The 18,553-nt window shown below is 52.9% G+C and carries 21 protein-coding genes; 10 read left to right on the plus strand and 11 right to left on the minus strand.

Annotated elements, in window-relative coordinates; translation table 11 throughout:
* Positions 1-8 precede the first annotated feature (8 nt).
* The 4 genes from pbpC to SYN7336_RS27180 all read right to left on the minus strand — a co-directional run bounded on the left by pbpC (position 9) and on the right by SYN7336_RS27180 (position 5,788).
* Positions 9-2,330 carry a penicillin-binding protein 1C gene (pbpC, locus tag SYN7336_RS21345; protein ID WP_038027421.1) on the minus strand — a complete coding sequence of 774 codons (2,322 nt, stop codon included), beginning with the start codon at positions 2,328-2,330 and terminating at the stop codon, positions 9-11.
* A 124-nt stretch (positions 2,331-2,454) separates the two neighbouring features.
* A complete protein-coding gene (locus SYN7336_RS27175) occupies positions 2,455-3,105 on the minus strand; it encodes a DUF4351 domain-containing protein (RefSeq protein ID WP_017327984.1) in 651 nt (216 codons plus the stop codon).
* 76 nt (positions 3,106-3,181) lie between these two features.
* A complete protein-coding gene (locus tag SYN7336_RS21355; RefSeq protein ID WP_156820270.1) occupies positions 3,182-3,604 on the minus strand; it encodes a hypothetical protein in 423 nt (140 codons plus the stop codon).
* Between the two features lie 99 nt (positions 3,605-3,703).
* Positions 3,704-5,788, minus strand: a complete 2,085-nt coding sequence (locus tag SYN7336_RS27180) for a lytic transglycosylase domain-containing protein (protein ID WP_017327986.1) — start codon at positions 5,786-5,788, stop codon at positions 3,704-3,706.
* Between the two features lie 297 nt (positions 5,789-6,085).
* Here SYN7336_RS27180 and SYN7336_RS21365 point away from each other — a divergent pair, with 297 nt between their 5' ends.
* The 7 genes from SYN7336_RS21365 to SYN7336_RS32795 all read left to right on the plus strand — a co-directional run bounded on the left by SYN7336_RS21365 (position 6,086) and on the right by SYN7336_RS32795 (position 10,099).
* The gene (locus SYN7336_RS21365; protein WP_017327987.1) at positions 6,086-6,577 is read left to right on the plus strand and encodes a YajQ family cyclic di-GMP-binding protein; all 492 of its coding nucleotides are present in this window, start codon (positions 6,086-6,088) and stop codon (positions 6,575-6,577) included.
* 391 nt (positions 6,578-6,968) lie between these two features.
* Complete coding sequence (locus tag SYN7336_RS21370; RefSeq protein WP_017327988.1) at positions 6,969-7,364, plus strand: DUF2294 domain-containing protein; 396 nt, start codon at positions 6,969-6,971, stop codon at positions 7,362-7,364.
* Between the two features lie 264 nt (positions 7,365-7,628).
* Positions 7,629-8,069 (plus strand): CsbD family protein, encoded by a 441-nt coding sequence (locus SYN7336_RS27185; RefSeq protein ID WP_156820271.1) that lies wholly within the window; start codon positions 7,629-7,631, stop codon positions 8,067-8,069.
* A gap of 96 nt (positions 8,070-8,165) precedes the next feature.
* Complete coding sequence (locus tag SYN7336_RS29320) at positions 8,166-8,342, plus strand: YqaE/Pmp3 family membrane protein (protein WP_017327990.1); 177 nt, start codon at positions 8,166-8,168, stop codon at positions 8,340-8,342.
* Between the two features lie 112 nt (positions 8,343-8,454).
* Positions 8,455-8,997, plus strand: coding sequence for a Dps family protein (locus tag SYN7336_RS21385; protein WP_017327991.1), 543 nt, complete (start codon positions 8,455-8,457; stop codon positions 8,995-8,997).
* A gap of 110 nt (positions 8,998-9,107) precedes the next feature.
* Positions 9,108-9,884 carry a ChaB family protein gene (locus SYN7336_RS21390; protein ID WP_017327992.1) on the plus strand — a complete coding sequence of 259 codons (777 nt, stop codon included), beginning with the start codon at positions 9,108-9,110 and terminating at the stop codon, positions 9,882-9,884.
* A gap of 80 nt (positions 9,885-9,964) precedes the next feature.
* Positions 9,965-10,099 (plus strand): hypothetical protein, encoded by a 135-nt coding sequence (locus SYN7336_RS32795; protein WP_255346685.1) that lies wholly within the window; start codon positions 9,965-9,967, stop codon positions 10,097-10,099.
* A 45-nt stretch (positions 10,100-10,144) separates the two neighbouring features.
* On the opposite strand, the gene SYN7336_RS28390 is transcribed toward SYN7336_RS32795, so the two are convergent.
* Positions 10,145-10,999 carry a M23 family metallopeptidase gene (locus tag SYN7336_RS28390; protein ID WP_227498556.1) on the minus strand — a complete coding sequence of 285 codons (855 nt, stop codon included), beginning with the start codon at positions 10,997-10,999 and terminating at the stop codon, positions 10,145-10,147.
* A gap of 174 nt (positions 11,000-11,173) precedes the next feature.
* Positions 11,174-11,845 carry a glycosyltransferase family 4 protein gene (locus SYN7336_RS27195; protein ID WP_017327995.1) on the minus strand — a complete coding sequence of 224 codons (672 nt, stop codon included), beginning with the start codon at positions 11,843-11,845 and terminating at the stop codon, positions 11,174-11,176.
* Between the two features lie 540 nt (positions 11,846-12,385).
* Here SYN7336_RS27195 and SYN7336_RS21410 point away from each other — a divergent pair.
* Genes SYN7336_RS21410 through SYN7336_RS21420 form a run of 3 tightly spaced genes read left to right on the plus strand, consistent with a single transcriptional unit; the run spans position 12,386 to position 13,104 of the window.
* A complete protein-coding gene (locus SYN7336_RS21410) occupies positions 12,386-12,616 on the plus strand; it encodes a hypothetical protein (protein ID WP_017327997.1) in 231 nt (76 codons plus the stop codon).
* Positions 12,617-12,676: 60 nt separating this feature from the next.
* Positions 12,677-12,880, plus strand: coding sequence for a type II toxin-antitoxin system HicB family antitoxin (locus tag SYN7336_RS21415; RefSeq protein ID WP_017327998.1), 204 nt, complete (start codon positions 12,677-12,679; stop codon positions 12,878-12,880).
* Positions 12,877-13,104 (plus strand): type II toxin-antitoxin system HicA family toxin, encoded by a 228-nt coding sequence (locus tag SYN7336_RS21420; RefSeq protein WP_017327999.1) that lies wholly within the window; start codon positions 12,877-12,879, stop codon positions 13,102-13,104. The genes SYN7336_RS21415 and SYN7336_RS21420 overlap by 4 nt, the downstream gene beginning before the upstream one ends.
* A gap of 275 nt (positions 13,105-13,379) precedes the next feature.
* Here the strand turns inward: SYN7336_RS21420 and SYN7336_RS30200 are convergent, their stop codons facing one another.
* The 5 genes from SYN7336_RS30200 to SYN7336_RS21450 all read right to left on the minus strand — a co-directional run bounded on the left by SYN7336_RS30200 (position 13,380) and on the right by SYN7336_RS21450 (position 18,257).
* On the minus strand, positions 13,380-13,637 hold the full coding sequence (locus SYN7336_RS30200) for a hypothetical protein (RefSeq protein ID WP_227498557.1): 258 nt from the start codon (positions 13,635-13,637) through the stop codon (positions 13,380-13,382).
* Positions 13,638-13,896: 259 nt separating this feature from the next.
* Positions 13,897-15,321, minus strand: coding sequence for a folate/biopterin family MFS transporter (locus tag SYN7336_RS21435; RefSeq protein ID WP_017328002.1), 1,425 nt, complete (start codon positions 15,319-15,321; stop codon positions 13,897-13,899).
* A gap of 208 nt (positions 15,322-15,529) precedes the next feature.
* Positions 15,530-15,838 carry a hypothetical protein gene (locus SYN7336_RS21440; RefSeq protein WP_017328003.1) on the minus strand — a complete coding sequence of 103 codons (309 nt, stop codon included), beginning with the start codon at positions 15,836-15,838 and terminating at the stop codon, positions 15,530-15,532.
* 134 nt (positions 15,839-15,972) lie between these two features.
* On the minus strand, positions 15,973-17,142 hold the full coding sequence (gshA, locus tag SYN7336_RS21445; RefSeq protein ID WP_017328004.1) for a glutamate--cysteine ligase: 1,170 nt from the start codon (positions 17,140-17,142) through the stop codon (positions 15,973-15,975).
* A 113-nt stretch (positions 17,143-17,255) separates the two neighbouring features.
* On the minus strand, positions 17,256-18,257 hold the full coding sequence (locus tag SYN7336_RS21450) for a phosphoribulokinase (protein WP_017328005.1): 1,002 nt from the start codon (positions 18,255-18,257) through the stop codon (positions 17,256-17,258).
* Between the last annotated feature and the right edge of the window lie 296 nt (positions 18,258-18,553).

Genomic DNA, 18,553 nt, shown 5'->3' on the forward strand with positions numbered 1-18,553 from the left:
GAGAATAGCTAAGGAGCAGATTCCACAAGAGAAAATCCTGGCTTAAAAGGACGTTGAGGAGTAGATTGGACTGCAAAAGTGACTCGATCGCGTAACTCTCCACTCGCCACTTCTAAAGTCCAAACCCCCGGCTGTAGTTCCCAAAATAAGCTGTTACTGTCAGGCTCGGGCAATAGCCGATCGTTCAGACGCCATTCCACAGATCCCCCAGCAAATTCCGCCAAGCGAAATTCCAATTGCTGGGTAGCCTCGGGAGCGATCGCCGGATCGGGATAGAAAACAAAGCGATCGCCCTCTCGGGGAGACAGGATTTTGAGCTCGCGATCGGACAGCAGCGTACTCCCCTGCAACGCCAGCCATTCGTCGTACTCTGGCGGCAATTGCAACCGAACTTCGCCATCCACGAGCTGATACAAGGAATCGAGATGGCGATCGTACTCGTCGAGATCTCGCTCGAAAATGTATTCCTGCACCACCGTGGGACAGGCATCAGTGGGTTTGAGCCCCGACAGCGCACAGATGGGACGCAGCACCATGTTCTCTGGCTCCGGTAAGGCTGTAGGCTCGCGATCTTCGTGCAAGTGCAACATAATCCGATGCCACAACGGAGCCGCCCCATCCACCCCCGACACCTCCTGCATCGGTTCCCCATCAAAATTTCCCATCCAGGTGGCGACGGTGTAATCAGCTGAAAAGCCGATGGTCCAGGTATCGCGAAAATTCGATGACGTGCCGGTTTTCACTGCCGCTGGAAAAGATAGATTCAGCACCGAATCGACCCCAAACGCCTCCGATCGCGCATAGCGATCGCCCAACATATCCGTCACCAAAGCCCAGCTATTGGCAGTCCCTAGCCGAGTTTCTCCCCGCTCGCCTGGAGACCGATCCCCAGCGGCGATCGCCCTCAACTCAATCCCCTCCCCTTGCCGTGCCAGCGTCGCATAGGCTCGCGCCAGTTCCCACAGACTCGCTTCCCCTCCCCCTAACGACAGCCCCAATCCGTAATGCTCTGCCGACTCGTTCAAGTGCTCGAACCCCAATTGCTGCAGGCGATCTAGAAAGGCTTGCACCCCCAACCGCTCCAACACGCGCACTGCCGGAACGTTGAGGGAATTGGCCAGCGCCAACCGCACTCGGACGGGACCGAGAAAGGTGCGATCGAAATCGACGGGACGGTAGATGCGGGCGTCGGGGAGGGCGTAGTAGGTGGGAATGTCGGCCAGGACAGTGTTGGGGCGGAGGGTACGGTTCTCGAAGGCGAGTTGGTAGAGGAAAGGTTTGAGGGTGGAGCCCGGTTGACGTAAGGCTTGTACGCCATCGAATTGGGCGGCGTCCTGTCCGGCGAAGTAGTTGGGGGAGCCGACGTAGGCCAGAATTTCCCCCGTGCGATTGTCGATCGCGATCGCCGCTGCTTGCCGTACGTTGCGATCGGCCAGGGCGCGGACCACCTCTCGCACTTGGGTTTCGACAAACTGTTGCAGGGGGCGATCGAGGGTGGTGACGACTTCGGTGCCGTGTTTTGCGGGGAGCTGTGCGGCAGCCCAAAAGAGGAAATGGGGGGCGGCAACGATGCCGTGCTGGCGGTCTTGCAGAGAGAGGGTTTCGGTATAGGCGCGGTTGGCCTCTGCACGGGTAATGAGCCCTTCCTCCAGCATGCGTTCGATCGTGTAGGTTTGGCGACGCAGCAGTGCATCCCAGTGGTAATAGGGATTGAGTCCGTTGGGGTTGTTGGGGATGGCCGCCAGCAGGCTGGCTTGAGCGAGGCTGAGATCGGCGGCGGGGGTGCCGAAGTAAATGCGGGCGGCGGCTTCGATGCCGTAGATGTTGCCCCCCATTGGCAAGCGATTGACATAGGCCGTCAGGATTTCGTCTTTGGTCATGCCCGCAGCCAGTTGCCACGATCGCCAAATTTCCCGCACTTTATGGGGAATTGTGCGGGGGGCAGGCTGCAACAGGCGGGCCAGTTGCATTGTGACGGTTGACGCCCCACTGACAATGCGACGGTGGCGGATGGCTTGGTAGCTGGCGCGAGCAATCGCGGGCAGATCGACGGGGCCGCGATCGTAAAAGTCGGCGTCTTCGGCGGCCAATATGGCTTGAATGAAGTGGGGAGAGATCTCGTCTAGAGGGACGACGGCAGTGTGGTTGCGATCGCGGGTTAGCAAAGTTCCGAGTAGGAGGCGATTGCGATCGCGGAAGGTGATGGCGCGATCGTCTTGGGCAATATCGGCGGTGCGAATGGGGGCGAGATAGGGGAGCAAGCGAACGATCGCTCCAACGCCCAACAGGACGAGGCCGATCGCGATCGCGTTTCGGGTGCGACTGTGCATCGTTTTGCCAAAGCTCGCTTTAGAGATTCGCAGATTAATCACAGACCGATCGGGCCACTCAATGCTTTGGAAATCGTTCGGTCGAGCGTTGTTCTATTTGAACGCAAGGCCGAGGCGATCGTCTTCACGAATCACATTCATCCAACCAACTATCCAGTTCCGCCCCACTCTGGAAATCCAATAGCGCTTCCCCCAGTGCTTCCAACTGAGGCAGTGCCAGTGCTGCTATGCGAGCTTGGCGCTGCGCAGACATTTCCCCGAATCGTCGCGCGAGCAGGCGCAAAATCAATGCCCGCTCTCCCTGTTCGCGACCTTGTTCGAGTCCTTCTTCGCGACCTTCTTTGCGGCCTTCTTGGTGTGCCATGCGCTCGATCGTACTGAGATAAGGCATCCGACCCTCCTGCTCCCATTGCTCCAACTCTGTCCGAAATTCTAGCTCCAATTCCTCGGGTAACTGCATGACCCAATCGATAAACCGATACAGACTCAAGATCGCCTGACGCTCGTAACCACGCTCGTACAATCGCCGAGTCAAACTCCATTTCCAACCCTTACGCTCGTTTGGCTGACCCCGCGTTGCCTGAGCCTTCAAATGCGCCATCACTACCGTGGAAAACACATTCTGGCTGGTTTCCAGTTCTTTCCAGCGTTGCCCGTAATCTAACAGCTTCACCGTGGGAAAGCGAAAGCTCAGCTCGCAGCCCCACAGATTCGTTGCAAATTCATTGGGTCGCCAATTGGCCTGCTCGTCACTCAAGATCGCCAAACTGACCACTGGGACATCGAATTTGTCCCGCAGGCGATAGTTGTAGATAAACCAGAATACAGGATCGAGTCTCGAATGGCGATCGCTATTCGGCGTTGGCCGGGATGCCGGTCGATAAGGTTTGGGGAGACGGCTCCGAATCGCTCAAACCAGCCACTCGATGCATCTGTTCCACAGAAGCGTGCATGGACGCTTTGATGCCCTCAACGGTTTCCCCGTCGGCGCCGTCAACTGCGGCTCTGTTGAGCTGCCGAGTCAGCTTGATGAAGTGTTCGACCTCAGCACGCAAGACAACGTAATGCCGCTCATTCGACAAAAATGGGCTGGAGTCATACCAAATACCGGCAGCTAACAGCAGTAAGCCAATGGTGATGGCGGCGAGTTTAAATAGATCGCTCTCGAACAGCAGAAAGCAACTGTAAACGAGGAATAAACCCGTCATCATCAATGCGATCGGAGCTCGCTGAGTCATCAGACGACGCCAAGACAGTCGAACGGGGTCACTCACAATTGAACTCCTGGGGAACGTGAATTTGCAATATTGCTATTCAAGATACCCAGATCGAGGCGCTAATCTATCTCGGCCAAACCCGATCGCCCCACTCCATTAACTCTGAGGCGATCGCACCGCAGACTGAACCAAGGCGCTCAAATTATTGGTGTCTGGCGCGTAGATTTGCAGGTAATTCCAATAATTGCCCAACACCGCTTTGACATAATGACGGGTCTCGTTAAACGGAATTTGCTCCACAAACAGATCGGGGTCAGCTAAACTGCGTTCCCGCATCCACTTGGCAACATTCCCAGGACCGGCATTGTAGCTGGCGATCGCCAACATGGAGTTGTTTTGGTAGGTGCGATGGGTGTAGTCGAGATACCAAGCGCCAAAGTGTAAGTTGTCTTCTGGATTGCGCAAATCGAAGCGGGGTCGACCAATTTGTCCGGCAATCCAGGCCCCCGTACTGGGCAACACCTGAGTTAACCCCAATGCCCCCGAACGAGATACGATCTCGGGTTCGAAGCGCGATTCCTGGCGAATCAACCCCGCCATCACCAGCGGATTGAGGTTGAATGCTGCCGTCTCGGCCACGAGCGTTTCGTAGTGGTGCAGGGGATAAACCGTTTGCCAAAAGTCTGGTCGCTGTTGCAGTTGACGGGCGACGGGGTCCCCTTGTTTGGCCAATGTCAGTAGGCTGGCCACTTGATTGATGCCGCTGAGGCGATCGAAATAACTGCTGCCGCGATTGCGCAGTACACCGCCGGTAAATAAAGCAGCTGCGGTTTCGTTCTGCCGCCCCGCTGCTTCCCAACTCCATTGCTGCCAAGCCGCATCTGCTGCCCCCATCTGGTGCAACTGCTGCACTGCCGCAGAAGCTTGGGGGAGTGGCAGAAGCGCGGGATTGTAGTTCGGCGAAACCGCAGTGCGGCCAACGCGAAAATCTCCGGTAGGAAGCCCGAGCAGAGCCGCCGCCCGCCAAGCGTAGTAACTCGATCGGGCATCTTGCAACACCAACCGGTAGGCTTCTGCCGCGCCCGCGTGATTGCCTGCCCGCGCCATCCATTTCCCCGCCCAAAAGCGTAACTGCGCCCCCCAATCGGTACTGGGCTGTTCCGACGCAATTTGCTGGGCCAGCGTCGCTGCCCCGGAGAAATTCCCCGCTGCGGCCCGCTGCAGCGCCACCTCCCAAGCCACTGCTGCTGCTGCCGAGTGCTGGGGAAAGCGCTGCCACAATTCCTGTCGGGCTGCTGCTGCCGAGACGGGGCTGCGGGACTGCGCGTAAGTGCGCGCGAGGCGTTGCAGCGCCCGAGGGGACGTGTCGCGATCGAACTCGGCTTCCTGCTGCAGGAGAGAGATGGCGGTGGCGGTATTGACGACTTCGGCCCAGCGCAAGCGAGCCTCTCCCGTTTCTGCCGCGTTGGGGAATTGGGCGAGCAGTCTACCATAGGCAGCGGCAGCAGCAATCGGTTCGCGACTAATGTGGTGGGCGCGTCCGAGGCGATAGAGATTTTGGGATGTGACGCGGGTGCGTTGATAGGCGCGAGAGGCCCGACCGTATTCCCGTTGTGCCCAATAGGCATCGGCAACCAACTGCCAGTCATCGGGGCCGAAGCTGGCGCGGCTGAGCTCCACCCAACGGTTGATGTGGGGGGAGAGCCCTTCGCTGTCGGGGGCGATCTGGGCCAGGTGGCGAATCAACTCGACATTGTGGGGCTGTTGCTCGATCGCCGCCTGCAAATACTCCACTGTGACGGAGTGATTGGGGAAGCGCGATCGCAACTCATCGGTGCGCCTCAGCCCCAAGAGTGCGCGGGGAACGAGGGGGCTGCGGGGATGGCTGTCGATCAGCTCGGTCCAGGTACGTTCGGCAGAGACGGGACTGGCTGCGGTTTCATAGGCGATCGCCCGCATCATCAAGACCCGATCGGCCAAGTTGGGTAAGCCGACCTCGAGGTTTTCGAGCAGCGAGAGGGCGAGGGCTGCCCGACTGTGCTCTAATGCCTCGGCGGCTTGTAAGAAAGACCGTTCGGCCTCTCGTTCGGAGCTAAAAATCTGTTGGGCTCGGGCTGAGGGAGAGACGACTGCCTGCGGTATTCGGTTCGCCAATCCCATTGCGGCCCCGAGGGCGATCGCCCCTCCGCCAATCCAGCCAGCTAGCCACAGTCTTGATTTGCCGTTGAGATCGCCTCTCATCGCTATCTCCCAAGCTTAAAAAGCATTGCTAAAATCGCTTCAAACGAGCGATGGCACTCGCCTTCCGGTTCGGCTGGAGGGCAGTCCGGGTTTAACTCCACACGTTCCATAACCATACCCAACAGAAGCAGGTAATGGAGTGACAATCGCGTCAAATTTTACAGTTAGAGGCGATCGTGACCGATCTCTTCAAGATCGTGCGCCGCCTGTCTTGCAGGCGGCGCACACCAGACCGTTCTCAGCTTTCCCCAGCAAGATAGGATGGAAATCGGTCCCTGAAGCATTTGAGGTATTTTGATGGCTTCCAGCTATTCATTTGACGTGGTGAGCGACTTCGATCGCCAAGACTTGGTGAATGCTGTCGATCGAGCCATGCGAGAAGTCAAAACCCGTTACGATCTCAAATCCAGCAAAAGTACCCTCGATCTCGACGACGCTTCCCTCACCATCAACACCGACAGCGATCTCTCCCTCAAGGCGATCCAAGATATTTTGCGCATCCAAGCCTCCAAAAGCAATCTTTCCCAAAAGATCTTCGAGTTCGGTACGCCCGAGAGCGCCAGTGGCAATCGCATCCGCCAAGTGGTTACCCTCAAAAAGGGGATTGAAAAAGAGCTGGCCAAGAAAATGGTCAAGCAAATTCGCGATGCCTTCAAAAAAGTCCAAGCATCGATTCAAGGAGACTCGCTGCGGGTATCGGCTAAAGACAAAGATGTGCTGCAAGCGGCTATCCAACTTTTAAAGGAAAGTGACTATCCCGTGCCCCTGCAATTTACAAACTATCGATAGCGGTATACCGCTCGACATCCCTTTCGAGCCCTTCGATATACCCGTTCGATACCCCCGAGCAGTGGAACTGTCTCGTAGGGGATTGGAAAAGTTGACAATCAATCAAACTTCTTACTAAAGATACAAGCTAATTCCACAAAGATAATTTAATCTGTCAATAGCAACCTAAATTAAAACGTGTAATTCGCGACCCGCCATCGCTAGTTTTCCGTTGAGCGGAAGTGCTGGGCGCGATTCCTCAATTTTTGTTAGCAGTGCATCGTTGTTAGTAACTTAAGTGGATCTGTCTGCTTAACTTGTTAGTGGCGATCCACTGCCCTGCTGCTGTGGTGCTGTAGCTACCGTCCTACTTTATGATTGATAGTTAGGAACGATACGGCAGCTACAGCACATGAGCGATACTAACGAAGACTTGCCCACTAGCGGACAACTCGAACGAACGCTATCGCAGCGCATGTCTAGTCTGTTTGCCGAGCGTCTCGGCCATCGCCCGAGTCAGGTGACCTGTCAACTCTCGCAGCAGCAAGTGGCGATCGTGGTTGAAGGCTCTATCACTCCAGCCGAGCAGCTTTTGTCAACTGAGAGCGACTCCGAACTGGCTGAAGACGTGCGCGATAGCTTGGACGAAGCCCTCCGCCCCGACATTAAACAGATTGTGGAAGATAGTCTGCAAGTGGGCGTTCAGGACATGATGAGTGATGCGACCCTCGAAACTGGACGCACGGGCATTATCGTCATGTTGGAGGAAGTTCCGCAGACACGACCAGCGCGCTCGACCCAGAAATAGTATCTCGAAGCTCGCAAGCTTGTCTATCGCTCTCATGCGGTAGCACCGTAACCGTCAAGAAGGAAGTTGCTCTGGTTTGACGAGAAATGCTGATGGGCTCGCGATCGCTAGTCGGTTTCAGCTCGACTTTAGGAGAGACACGTTCAGTAAAAACCGAGAGTAACGGCACTTTTGTGCATCAGTCTGAACTCTCGCAGATGAATCTCTCTATCAAAAGTTTAATAGAGACACGAAAAGACTACAGTCAAGTCTAGCTTTAGAGCGATGTATGTCAGCGCACAATTGCCGCACAATAAAGGCTGTACTGATTGGATAAACAAGATGATTTTAGGATTGCGCTTAGCTCGATTTCTGACTGCATTGCGTCGGATGGCCGCGACAATAGCCTGTATAACTTTAGCTCTGATTGTTATTGGCTTCAATCGCGAGGCAACGGCTTCGTTACTGCATGACTCCAGTATATTTGCCATTAGTCAGTCGAGCGCACGTAACCAAGTTGAAGGGAAAGTGGAAGAAGTTACCGGTAAAGTTGAGCGCTCTGTCGGTCAAGTGACTGGTCAGGCAAAGGGAGCAGCTCGCCAAGTGAAAGGTCAAACAAAGCAAGCCATTGGAAAAACTCAAAGTAACCTCGAAAAATTTCAATCAAACGTCCAAGATACTGCTGAAGATATAGCCGACAGAGTAGAAGATATGTTTGGCAATTAAATTCATTAAGGACTCGCAGGCTTCGAGCCAATGATGTAATGGTATTGGGAGCAATATACCGATCGAACAATCGATCGATCTTGATGGGCTTTGTTGATGAGAGAAATTAAGGCTGTAGATCTTATTCGGTTGGCTTGTGCAATTCTGCTACCACCACTGGGGGTTTTTCTCCAAGTGGGGCTTACAGGTCAGTTTTGGCTGAATGTTTTGTTGACGTTGTTCGGATATATTCCCGGTATCGTTCATGCAGTCTGGATTATTGCAAGGCGATAGGGCGATCGCACTTGCGATAGAGATAGAAATTCTAATAAATCACCTTCTAGGTAGATTTTAATTTATTTGGAATTTTATTGAATAGAGGTGTGTAGATTTGACGGGGCTTTTCATGAGAAGCATTAATATTGGTCTGAGTGACGAGCAGCGGCAAGGGGTCATTGATTTACTCAACCAAGATTTATCGGATGCATACTTATTACTTGTCAAGACTAAAAAGTATCACTGGGATGTGGTTGGGCCTCAGTTTCGTTCGCTGCACGAACTGTGGGACGAGCATTACGAAGCTTTAAGCACCAATATCGACGCCTATGCCGAGCGCGTGCGTGCCCTAGGCGGATACCCAGTCGGCACTGTAGCGGGATTTTTGCAGCACGCCACGATTGGCGAGCATCCCGGCGATATTCCCAACACGACTCAGATGGTGTCTCGCTTAATGGAAAACCACGAGACGATTATTCGCAATCTGCGCCAGCACCTCGATGCCTGTAGCAAACAGTTTCACGATGAAGGAACGGCAGATTTCTTAACAGGAATGATGGAGCAGCACGAGGAGATGGCTTGGATGTTGCGCTCGTTCATTGAAGGTCAGAGTTTAGAACCGAGCAACATTCGGTTTGGGATTGAAGATCGTCAACCTGCTGGCACGAACTAGCCCTCAGGTATTGCAGTGAGCTTGTATCGCGAAACCGCACTGACTGTCGTCCGACAGCACGATCGCTCCCACAGGCAATCGCTAACACACAAGAGTTAAGGAGTTTCAACATGACTGAGAAGGCTGAAAACTATACTGCCGAGCGGACAATATCTGCTGTTTTTAAAGAGCAAGAACAGATTGATGGCTTGATGCGCCGCTTACTCGATCGCGGCGTTCCTAACGATTACATTTCTGTGATGGGTCGCAACTTTAAGTCCGAGACGAAAATTACAGGCTTTATCTCCAAGAAAGACGTTATCTTAGGCGGGCTGAGAACAGGCGCCATTTTCGGCTCGCTGTTCGGTTCGCTACTGAGCTTGTTAACCGGTGTGGGTTTATTGTTTGTGCCGTTCGTCGGTACGGTGGTGGCCGCTGGCCCCATCAGCGCGGTGTTACTCGGGGCTGCCAGTGGCGCGATCGCGGGCAGTGCGGGCATTGGCCTAGTATCGGCACTAACAGCGCTGGGCATGCCCGAAGACAAGGCAACAATTTATCAAACGCGGCTGCAAGCGGGCGAGTTTATCGTGATGGCTGAGGTGCCTGCCGATCGCACGGGCGAGTTTCAACTCTTGATGGAAAGCGCTGGCGGTGAAGAAGTTCATATCAGCCAGAGCACTTTACCGCGTCAGCGTTCCGGTCATTGCGATGGTGCTGAAGACTTATCGCCCGAAATCCGCTCTCATCTTTCTGAAGATGCACAGGTGGCTTTTATCGAGTCTTACAACGCTGTTTTGGACGCAACTGACGATGAAACAAAAGCCGAACAAACTGCTTGGGAAATGATTCGCGAGCAGTACGATGAAGATGAAAATGGTGTTTGGTCAAAGGCTAAGGTTGTGGCATAGTGGCTGAGTATTCCCACAAATCAAGTCTGAACCCGAGTATGTTTATCCTCTCTTCTCTCTCGATAAAGTCGAGACACTGAATGTGCCAAACAATGTTGCTGGACGCGATTGAAGCGCGGGCCAACTGGGGCCTGTTGGGCTTGGGAGGTCGCAAGCAGAAGGTCGCACGCCAACAACCCAACTCTGCTGTGCGCGAGACCACATATCATCGCTAGATTAACGACAGCACCGATCGCAGCGCACTAGGAAAACCGATGCCCTCAGTTTCCTCCGATCGCATTGATATTGCCTAGCGAAGTCTCGGCAGGCGATCGCACTGCCGCCACGGCTAACCTCAATTGCTCGCTAATATCGATCGCCAACCACTGCCCACTAGCCCGAGTCCAAAACTCAAAATGCAAGTGCGGTCCCGTCGATCGCCCCGTCGAGCCCACATAGCCAATCAACTGCCCTTGCTCCACCCAGGTGTTGGGCTGGGCGACAATGCTAGACATGTGACCATAGCGGGTGCGGCGACTGTTGTCGTGGGCTAACACCACGGCATTGCCCAAATTGCCTGCAGGGCCAGCTGCAATGACTTGACCGGAGTAAGCGGCTAGAACGGGGGTACCGGCAGGGGCAGCTAAATCGATGCCCTGATGGAAACTCTCCAGGCCGGTAATGGGGTGAACTCGAATGCCGTAGCCGGAAGAGACAGGAGCGATATAGGGTAGCGGATAGAGCAATCCCTGATAGAGACCGCCCCTCACTTTATCGAGGGGCAAGATTAGCGCAATATCCTGGCCGGGATTGAGAATAAATTGCTGGCCGCTAGACCGCTCCATCAGAATCACCCGCGAGGGAGGGGCAGAGCGGCGAGCAGCGGCAGGCTCGTCGTTGAGGCGATCGACTAAAACCTCTTGACCCAGCTCGACGGTAATAGAATCGGACGCGTCACTGCGGCGGCTGCCCGAGGTACTCAACCAACTGGGGCGATCGCTGCTGAGGTCTTTCTGCAAACCTGCTTCAGAGTCTTGGGCAGATACACCGACAGCTAAACCCAATAGAACTAAAAACCCAATCAATCCAGCCTGAGATAGCTTGGATAGGGACACTCGATTTGCGGCTGATGTCACCGGTTCACTCCCTGTTTGAGTCGAGCTCTCGTAGCTCAAAGCATCTATGTAACACTTATACAGGATAATTCCCACAAAAAAATTGCCAAAGTGTCATTCTCCAAAAACCAGCCTATCTTATCATTGAAGGCTGGCTTCAGTCTTTATCGGATTTTTTTACAATAGAATCTGAAATCAAGGAACAAGAGATTTATCTTTATTAGAAATAGAGTATTCACGAATCAACTTATAAAGCTTTGTCTCAAAATTATTCATACAATTAGGCCAATCATATTTAAGCACAAAAGAACGATCGTTCTTAGACATATTTGCCTTAAGTAAGGGATTTTCAAGAATAGAGATTACCTTGTTGGCAAAGTCTAATGGATTATTCGGTTCGGCCAGAAAACCATTCTGACCGTGGTTAACCTGCTCAGAAGTTGAGGAAGATATGCAAGCAACAACAGGCGTGCCAGAGGCAAGCGCTTCATTAGTCGTTGTACAGAAGTTTTCAGTAATAGAAGGATTTACGAATACATCAGCTCGGGAAAACCAACCCAATAATTCAGTTCCAGTTGAAATACCCCATATGTATATGTTTAATCTCAACCTTTGGACAAGCTCTCGAAGTTCCTCTTCTTGGGGACCAGTGCCCACTATAATTAGTTGAATATCAGGAATTTTAGCAGAAACTATTGGAAAAATATGTAAGAGTTGAGTGATATTCTTCTCTCGCGCAAGACGGCCAACGAATAGAAGAGTTGGGCGGGTATCACCAGGTATAGGATTATAAAGGATATTTTGAGGTTTAAATTTTTGACAATCAACCCCCTGATAAGCAAGATACTCAGTACGGGTATCTATCATAGGTTTATACTTGTCAAGTTGCTCGCGAGAAGAAAAGAAAACTACATCATATAATTTGCTGGCTCGTTTAAAAAAATAGGGAAAGATTGGGCTAACAACTTTAAATAAAAAGCCTCCTAAATAATATCGGCAGTAAGCAAGTATATCTGTATGAAAAAGTACTATCCCTCTTCTGTCGTATTGGGATAAGCTCGATAAATTGATAGATAACTTTTTTAGGATTGAGCTACTTGAAAAAAGAATGCTTCTCGCCTGTAATAGCTGTTCTGTAAGGATTTGAGGATTTCATCTCTGCATTTGCCGTCAGTTTGACGATCGGATTTAAAGTTGTGGAAAGCTTTTGCTCTTGAATATAGAGCTCTCTTATGAATAAGAATAAACCCTCTAGTCTTTGCCCCGTATACATCTGGAGCTTATATTTATATTTTCTCCATGCCATCTGTATAGCGGATATTGGCTCCATCATGACTGACTTGACAGAAGAGGGATAGTCGAACAGTTAAACTAGACGATGCGATATATGAGCATTGCAGTGAAGTTGTGTCAGTTCTGGATAGTATTTACCGGAAATCAATTGGAACAATTTTCAGGGGACAAGACAAGAAAATTGAGGAATTTCAAACAAAGCTTGAAGATTTAAGATTTGAGCGAGATGGTAATATTATCATCAACGCTAAAACAGAGGAAGGTGAGTCTGAAATTCGCTTGGTATTTGTAAAAGCCCATAACAATGCTAATGCAGCCGACGCAAAAAGCCGCGCGGCTGATTAGCGACGTTAGGTTGACCGGGACAGCCCCCCTGAAATAGCATGGCTGCGGAGGTAAAAGGCGATGGAACTGCAAATCATCTTGGAACCCAGTGACGAAGGTGGGTACACGGCTCTTGCCCTGGGGCTGCCGGGTTGCATCAGTGAGGGCGATACCAAAGATGAAGCGCTGGCCAACATCCGCGAGGCGATTGAGTTGTATCTGGAACCTATCGAGGATGACTGGGACTTCAGACCTGATTCAGAAGTTGTCCAGATCGCTATATGACCAAAGTTCCCAGCGTAAATTACAACGCTGTAATCAAAGCGCTTAAGCGTGATGGCTGGGTTGTTGTGCGCCAAAAAGGCAGCCACATCCGGCTCCAAAAACACACTGTCGACGAGACCCTCAAGCTCACCGTACCGGCTCACAAGCCGATCAAACGGTCTACTCTTTCACACATCCTCAAACAGGCCCGGATCCCAGTTGAAGATTTCATCAACCTTCTTTGACTGGAAATCTAACAAACGCATGGACCGGGGCGAACCCCATGCATTCGATACTATCTTCGGTTATGTGTCGAACATTAGGTTTCTGCTTTCCTTAAGTTTTGTTGGTAAAATTGGGAGGTGCTAACCTGCGATCGCCATAATTGGCTTATCTGTTGCAAGTGGGCCATCAAACCTAATCGGGATAGGGAGAAGTGTTTAACTCCCCCCTCCCACACCACCCTGCAAGCGGGTCCGCACAGGGCGGTTCAATATCGCGGAGCAAATATGAATTGAGGCTATTTCGCATACCCTTGGGCTTTCATCCAAAGGTCGCGAATTGATAGCAATCCCTGCTCTTTTAGCCACTCATTAGTCATCCCACTGTGCGTCGCCAGCGTTCTTGACAAGCGCCAATAACCTTTACGGCTAAGGCCGGTCAAAATTGCCTGACGCTTAGACGTACCCAACTCCAGAAGATATTGACGGGTTATTTTCCAGATCGCCAAAAGTTGGCAAGAGCCCGAAGTCGGATGAATATGCAGGGACTTGGCCACAGGTTTGTCGAGTATGCTCTTTACCGGCAAGGAGCGCATGGGACAGCATTGATTATGGATTAACTGCAGATCTCGCGCGAGTACCTTAAGCCAAAGAATTGGAGGATAGTTTGACCGATGCCGATTTTCAGATTGACTACCAATGGCAACCAGGCAAGGGCAAAGCAGTGTTTATTGTGGCGAAGAAGGCTGAATAGACGCAGTTTAAGGAATCTGTTGGGATCGATCTCGGCTTAGAGTACAGTCGCTCAATACGGAATCAACTCTCTCCCGTCGATGGAGCAATTGAACTCGATATCGCCACTGTATTGCCAGCGAGTTCCTCCATTTGGGACGAAGCTGGCGATTCAGCTTTGAGATCTAACAACAGGTCTTCGATCGCCTCTGGCTCAGGCTTGCCCGTAGCCGAGTCATCTGGCAGCCAGCGCAGGAGAGGGAGGGGCAGGAGGGTGGTGAGATTGGTGATAACCACGAGCGCCGTCATGGCGGAAAACTCCGTTTCAGTCACCCCCAACCCTTGCATGAGCAATGCCCCCAGCTCTTTAGAGAGCAGGCCGGATAAGTTGAGGAGGGACATTAGCAAAGCAAACAGGGTGGCTTCGATGCCTGCAGGACACAGTCGCGCGGCCAAGACCAAAATGGGCATAAAGGCAATTTGTCCGGCAGCGGTCAGGACGACACTATCTCCGAGGCTGAACCATTCGTCTGGAATGCCCCACAAGCGGTTGGTGTGGGTCACGAGAATGAGGCTGGTCATGCCCAAACCAAATGAAATCAGGGTTATCCAGAACAGGATGGAGCGGAGTGGGACGGCACGCAGCCAGCGTTGAAAAATGCCAATTCCGATGAGGGAGGCAATGCTAGTGGCTAAGCGCACTCGACCGAGAAACTCGGGGCCGAACCCCAAATCGTTGGTGACGAAGTAGAAAAAGGCAGATTCGGCACTGGGGGTGGCTTGCCAGACCACGATGAAAGCGGTGGGCAGGAGAATGCTGGGCAGCTTGATGGCTCGCCAGACTTGTTGGACTTGGGTCCAGCTAGTAGAGGCTCGATCGATAGAGGCTCGATCGCTTTGAGGGAGAGGTGTTTCGGCGATCGCCAGAGCGGCGATGGCGACGAGCAATGGCAAGGTTGCCGTCAGACCAAAGACGGCTTGGGGGGAGAGGCGATCGAGTAGGGCTCCGCCCCAATAGGCGGTCGCAATCGAGCCTACGGCGGTGGAGCCCCAAGCCAAAGACTGCAAGGTTCCCGCCCCAGCGCGATCTTCGAGACGAGTGCGTTCCACCACGATCGCATCCACAATCACATCGGCGATCGCGATCGACAGCGAGCTGACCGTCATTGCGACTGTGGCGGCCCAAGCGGAATGCACGATGGTGGCGAGGGCAGACCAGGCGAGACAGCCCAATGTTCCCGAGAGCAGGAGATAGGGTCGGCGGCGATAGCGGGCGATGGGGTAGCGATCGGACATCCAACCGTAGAGAGGTTTGATGGTCCAAGGGATGGAAGTGATGCCCAGCAGGGCTGCCATTTGGGCCGGACTGACGCCCAATTCGTCTTTGAAGTAAAAGCTCATGGCCAGTTGAGCCAGACCGAGAGCCCCTTGGACGAAGTAGACCAAGAGGATAGCGGCGAGCTCGGGGCTCCAGCGAAGGCGATTGAGTCCGAGGGAAGACAGCGTCATGCAAGCTTTAAATGTAAAGAAAGATAAACCTCCCCCATTCTAGAGCGGAGTCCGCTACAAACCAATTACGAAGGGCTGACGGCGAAAGACCGAATGCAGAGATAATGCTGAGTTGAGATAACGAAACCCAACCTACCGAAATCGGGGATCGCCCTACAAACCGATCTACAGACGTAGAGAACGTACGAAAAAGTGGAGAGCATCCCTATTATTGGCGCTCTTGTAACAAGGTTTCCAGCATTTGGGATTGACGTTCCACGACATTCACAAGCCGAGAAATATTACCCTCTTGCCTAATCGCTGTTTCTTTAATCTCTGTAAAATCCATTCGGATTTCTGTAAAACCCATTCGAATTTCCGTCAATCCCTCAGTGAGTTTGCCAACTTGCCCGGTCAAGACTTCGAGTTTACCCGACAACCTTTCTCCTTGCTCTTCAGTGGCTTGTCTGAGCTCGTCAATTCCAGTCATGACGTCGGCAAGGGTGATAGCGTTTTTGTTTTCGCTTGCATGACTCATGCGAGATCGCCCTTCGATCGCTTACCGATAGCCTAGTGTAGCAATTTTTTGTTAGGAATCTAGCTTTGGCTCGCTCAGCCAGCAGGAGTCGCGATACGGTTACCCCAACTATTTGTCGCGAAACTCGCGCTTGCTTATGTAGGCAAGAGGTCCATTCCAGTTGCCCGACCCATAGCAGGAGTGCAGATCGCTTCCATCAGCTCAATTTCTCGCTGCTCCAAATCCTGGATGGCGTCGCGATAAACCTGCTGCACGCTCCGGCCAGCATTCACCTGGCGCAACCAGCGCTGAGTCTCGTTCCCCTCCCTCAAGATCTTTTGCAGCGGCGATAAAAAACAACTAAAGCCCAATGGGTGAACGGTCAGCCACGCCTCGGCATACTGCTGTTCGATCCACTCAGCCGCCACAATTTCTTGCCCCGTTTTCCAGTGAATTAAGCGGGCATCGAGCGAATCTTTTGCTGCCGCCGCTTCATTGCGATCGCAAATCTCAGCCATCTCTGACGGCGCAAACGCCCCATTCAGCGGATCGAAGCGCTCGGGATCGCGCAACATCTGCAACAGCCGCGCCTCCATCAATGCCGTCATCGCCAATAAAGAGATCGGATCTCCCACCATCTCCGAAATCCGTACCTCCACCCGATTGAGTTGCTCGGGTCGCTGGGGACCGTTGGGGCGCACCGATAGCCACAGATGGCGCACATTTTGCATCGTGCCTGCTGCCAACTGCTCGTAGGTCCAATCGATATAATGCTGTTGGTTTAAAAACAGCGGCACCCGAGCTGGCGTTCTGGGAAACATGCTCCAGCGGCTGGAATGAAAACCCGTCACCTGGCCATCGAGAAAGGGGGACGCCGCACTGATGGCTAAGTACAAAGCTGCCTCAGCCCGCAGTAACCGGGTGGCTTGTATCAAACGCTCGGGATCGTCAATACCGAGGTTGATATGCACGCTAGCCGTCACCACATCGGTGCCATAGGTTTTCTCGATATAGCTGTGATAGGGATTGTCGGGATCGGAACGGTGGAAGCGATCGCTTCCACCCAAGGCCAGCGTGCTACCGGGCAGAAGTGTATAGTTACCCTGCCGCCTTAAGAACTGACGCAGCTGAGCGCGAGGCGCGAGCAGAGTGCAGGGCAGACGATCGTAGCTGAAGATCGGATCGGTTATGTACTCCACATTGCGGTTGTCGGGCTCGCGCGCGAAACCGGGCAGAGCAGCGGCAATGCGATCGGAAAAGCCAACACTCACCCCCTCTGGAGTACCCGTGTACATTTCCACCTCGAATCCTTTCGATAGCAGCACGATCCGGCTCTCCGTTAGGGTGTATCTTTATTGTCGTCTTTTACAAGTTTAGCCCTGAGGCGCGATCGCTCCTCCAGCTCGGGACTCGCACCGCTGTCAGTTCAGTACCATTGCTAGACCGCAGCCAACTGGGCTTGGGAAGTGATGGTTTCGTAAATGGCCCGCAGCTTGAGGCCCACAATCACTTGGAATAAACCGGAACCATTGCGGGAACCGGGGTATTCGGGATGTTTGCGCAGCAATTCGGTCAGTTCGCCATACTGCTTAGTAGACAGGCTGCTGAGGTGATTTTCGAGGTAGATCACTTCTTCGAGATTATCGATTTGGCCGTCAATTTCCAAGAGAGAAACGGGCTTGCCGTGGAAAGTGCTGGGTCCGTAGTGCAGCTTGATACCGGGATACGAGCAGGTCAGCTTGGTCCCGCAGGGGATCCAGTCAATGGTGGAGCCTTCGTCAAATAGATAGGCTGGCTCGAAGTTATCTACTCCTTCAGTTTGAATCAAACGCACCTTTAAGATCTTGTGCTCTTTGTCGAGCTCGGGCAGAAGATCGGTGGGCAGCACTTCGATAACCACATCGGCATATTGCTTTTGCACGTCAATATAGGCTTCGAAGTCGGGGCGGCGGGCTTCAATGGAACGCAGAACGTCATCGTAGGTATGGCCGCGCTCTGCCATGTCCCGCTGCACTTTCCAGGCCACTTTAATTTCGGAGCTGATGTCGAGATAGACGCTGAAGTCGAGCAGATTGCGCACCCGCTCGTCGTACATCGGATGCAAGCCCTCGATCACGATAATGTGGTTGGGGTCAATTTTTTCGGGAGGATCGATCAGACCCGTTTCATGGTTATAAATGGGCTTCATGATACTGCGACCGGACTTGAGCGCCGCCACCTGCTCGTACATGAGGTCGAAGTTATTGGCGGCAGGATCGAGGGCCGTGACGCCTTTTTCTTTGCGCTGATAGCGATCGAGGGAGTGGTAGTCGTCCAGGCAGATGGTAGTAATCAGGTCTTCGCCAAATAAGTCGCTCAACCGCCGCAGAAAGGTGGATTTGCCGCAACCTGAATCTCCTGCAACGCCGATCAGTACTACGCGGTCGATATTCTGGGCCATGTTCTCTCCTTCGGGTCAGACTTAGGTCTTCAAACGGTTTTTCAAACAGATCGGGACGTGAATCGATCGCAGCAGATGGGCTCCCTCTGGGGGCGAAGGGGGCGCGATCGCCCTGAAGGGCATGGTAACGCATGTAACGGACCCTTAAAAAAGATGCAGTCCGTATTGGCGATCGCAACGTATCGAGGGAGGTGGCAGGCAATAAGCACGGGCCGAATGGTCTGCAGGGAAATTCCTTATTATCTTAAGGTGATTTTGAACTTGTTATGCCCGAAATTTGCTGGGGAGCGAGCGCA

Source organism: Synechococcus sp. PCC 7336, from assembly GCF_000332275.1.
Lineage (GTDB): Bacteria > Cyanobacteriota > Cyanobacteriia > Thermostichales > PCC-7336 > PCC-7336.

Coding starts and splice junctions, on each gene's coding strand:
- pbpC (WP_038027421.1), bottom strand. CDS start 2,330: ATGCACAGTCGCACCCGAAACGCGATCGCGATCGGCCTCGTCCTGTTG.
- SYN7336_RS21385 (WP_017327991.1), top strand. CDS start 8,455: ATGAGAAGCATTAATATTGGTCTGAGTGACGAGCAGCGGCAAGGGGTC.
- SYN7336_RS21390 (WP_017327992.1), top strand. CDS start 9,108: ATGACTGAGAAGGCTGAAAACTATACTGCCGAGCGGACAATATCTGCT.
- SYN7336_RS27195 (WP_017327995.1), bottom strand. CDS start 11,845: ATGATAGATACCCGTACTGAGTATCTTGCTTATCAGGGGGTTGATTGT.
- SYN7336_RS21365 (WP_017327987.1), top strand. CDS start 6,086: ATGGCTTCCAGCTATTCATTTGACGTGGTGAGCGACTTCGATCGCCAA.
- SYN7336_RS32795 (WP_255346685.1), top strand. CDS start 9,965: ATGTGCCAAACAATGTTGCTGGACGCGATTGAAGCGCGGGCCAACTGG.
- SYN7336_RS21440 (WP_017328003.1), bottom strand. CDS start 15,838: ATGAGTCATGCAAGCGAAAACAAAAACGCTATCACCCTTGCCGACGTC.
- SYN7336_RS21450 (WP_017328005.1), bottom strand. CDS start 18,257: ATGGCCCAGAATATCGACCGCGTAGTACTGATCGGCGTTGCAGGAGAT.
- SYN7336_RS21435 (WP_017328002.1), bottom strand. CDS start 15,321: ATGACGCTGTCTTCCCTCGGACTCAATCGCCTTCGCTGGAGCCCCGAG.
- SYN7336_RS27180 (WP_017327986.1), bottom strand. CDS start 5,788: ATGAGAGGCGATCTCAACGGCAAATCAAGACTGTGGCTAGCTGGCTGG.
- SYN7336_RS21420 (WP_017327999.1), top strand. CDS start 12,877: ATGACCAAAGTTCCCAGCGTAAATTACAACGCTGTAATCAAAGCGCTT.
- SYN7336_RS27185 (WP_156820271.1), top strand. CDS start 7,629: ATGTATGTCAGCGCACAATTGCCGCACAATAAAGGCTGTACTGATTGG.
- SYN7336_RS21370 (WP_017327988.1), top strand. CDS start 6,969: ATGAGCGATACTAACGAAGACTTGCCCACTAGCGGACAACTCGAACGA.
- SYN7336_RS21415 (WP_017327998.1), top strand. CDS start 12,677: ATGGAACTGCAAATCATCTTGGAACCCAGTGACGAAGGTGGGTACACG.
- SYN7336_RS29320 (WP_017327990.1), top strand. CDS start 8,166: ATGAGAGAAATTAAGGCTGTAGATCTTATTCGGTTGGCTTGTGCAATT.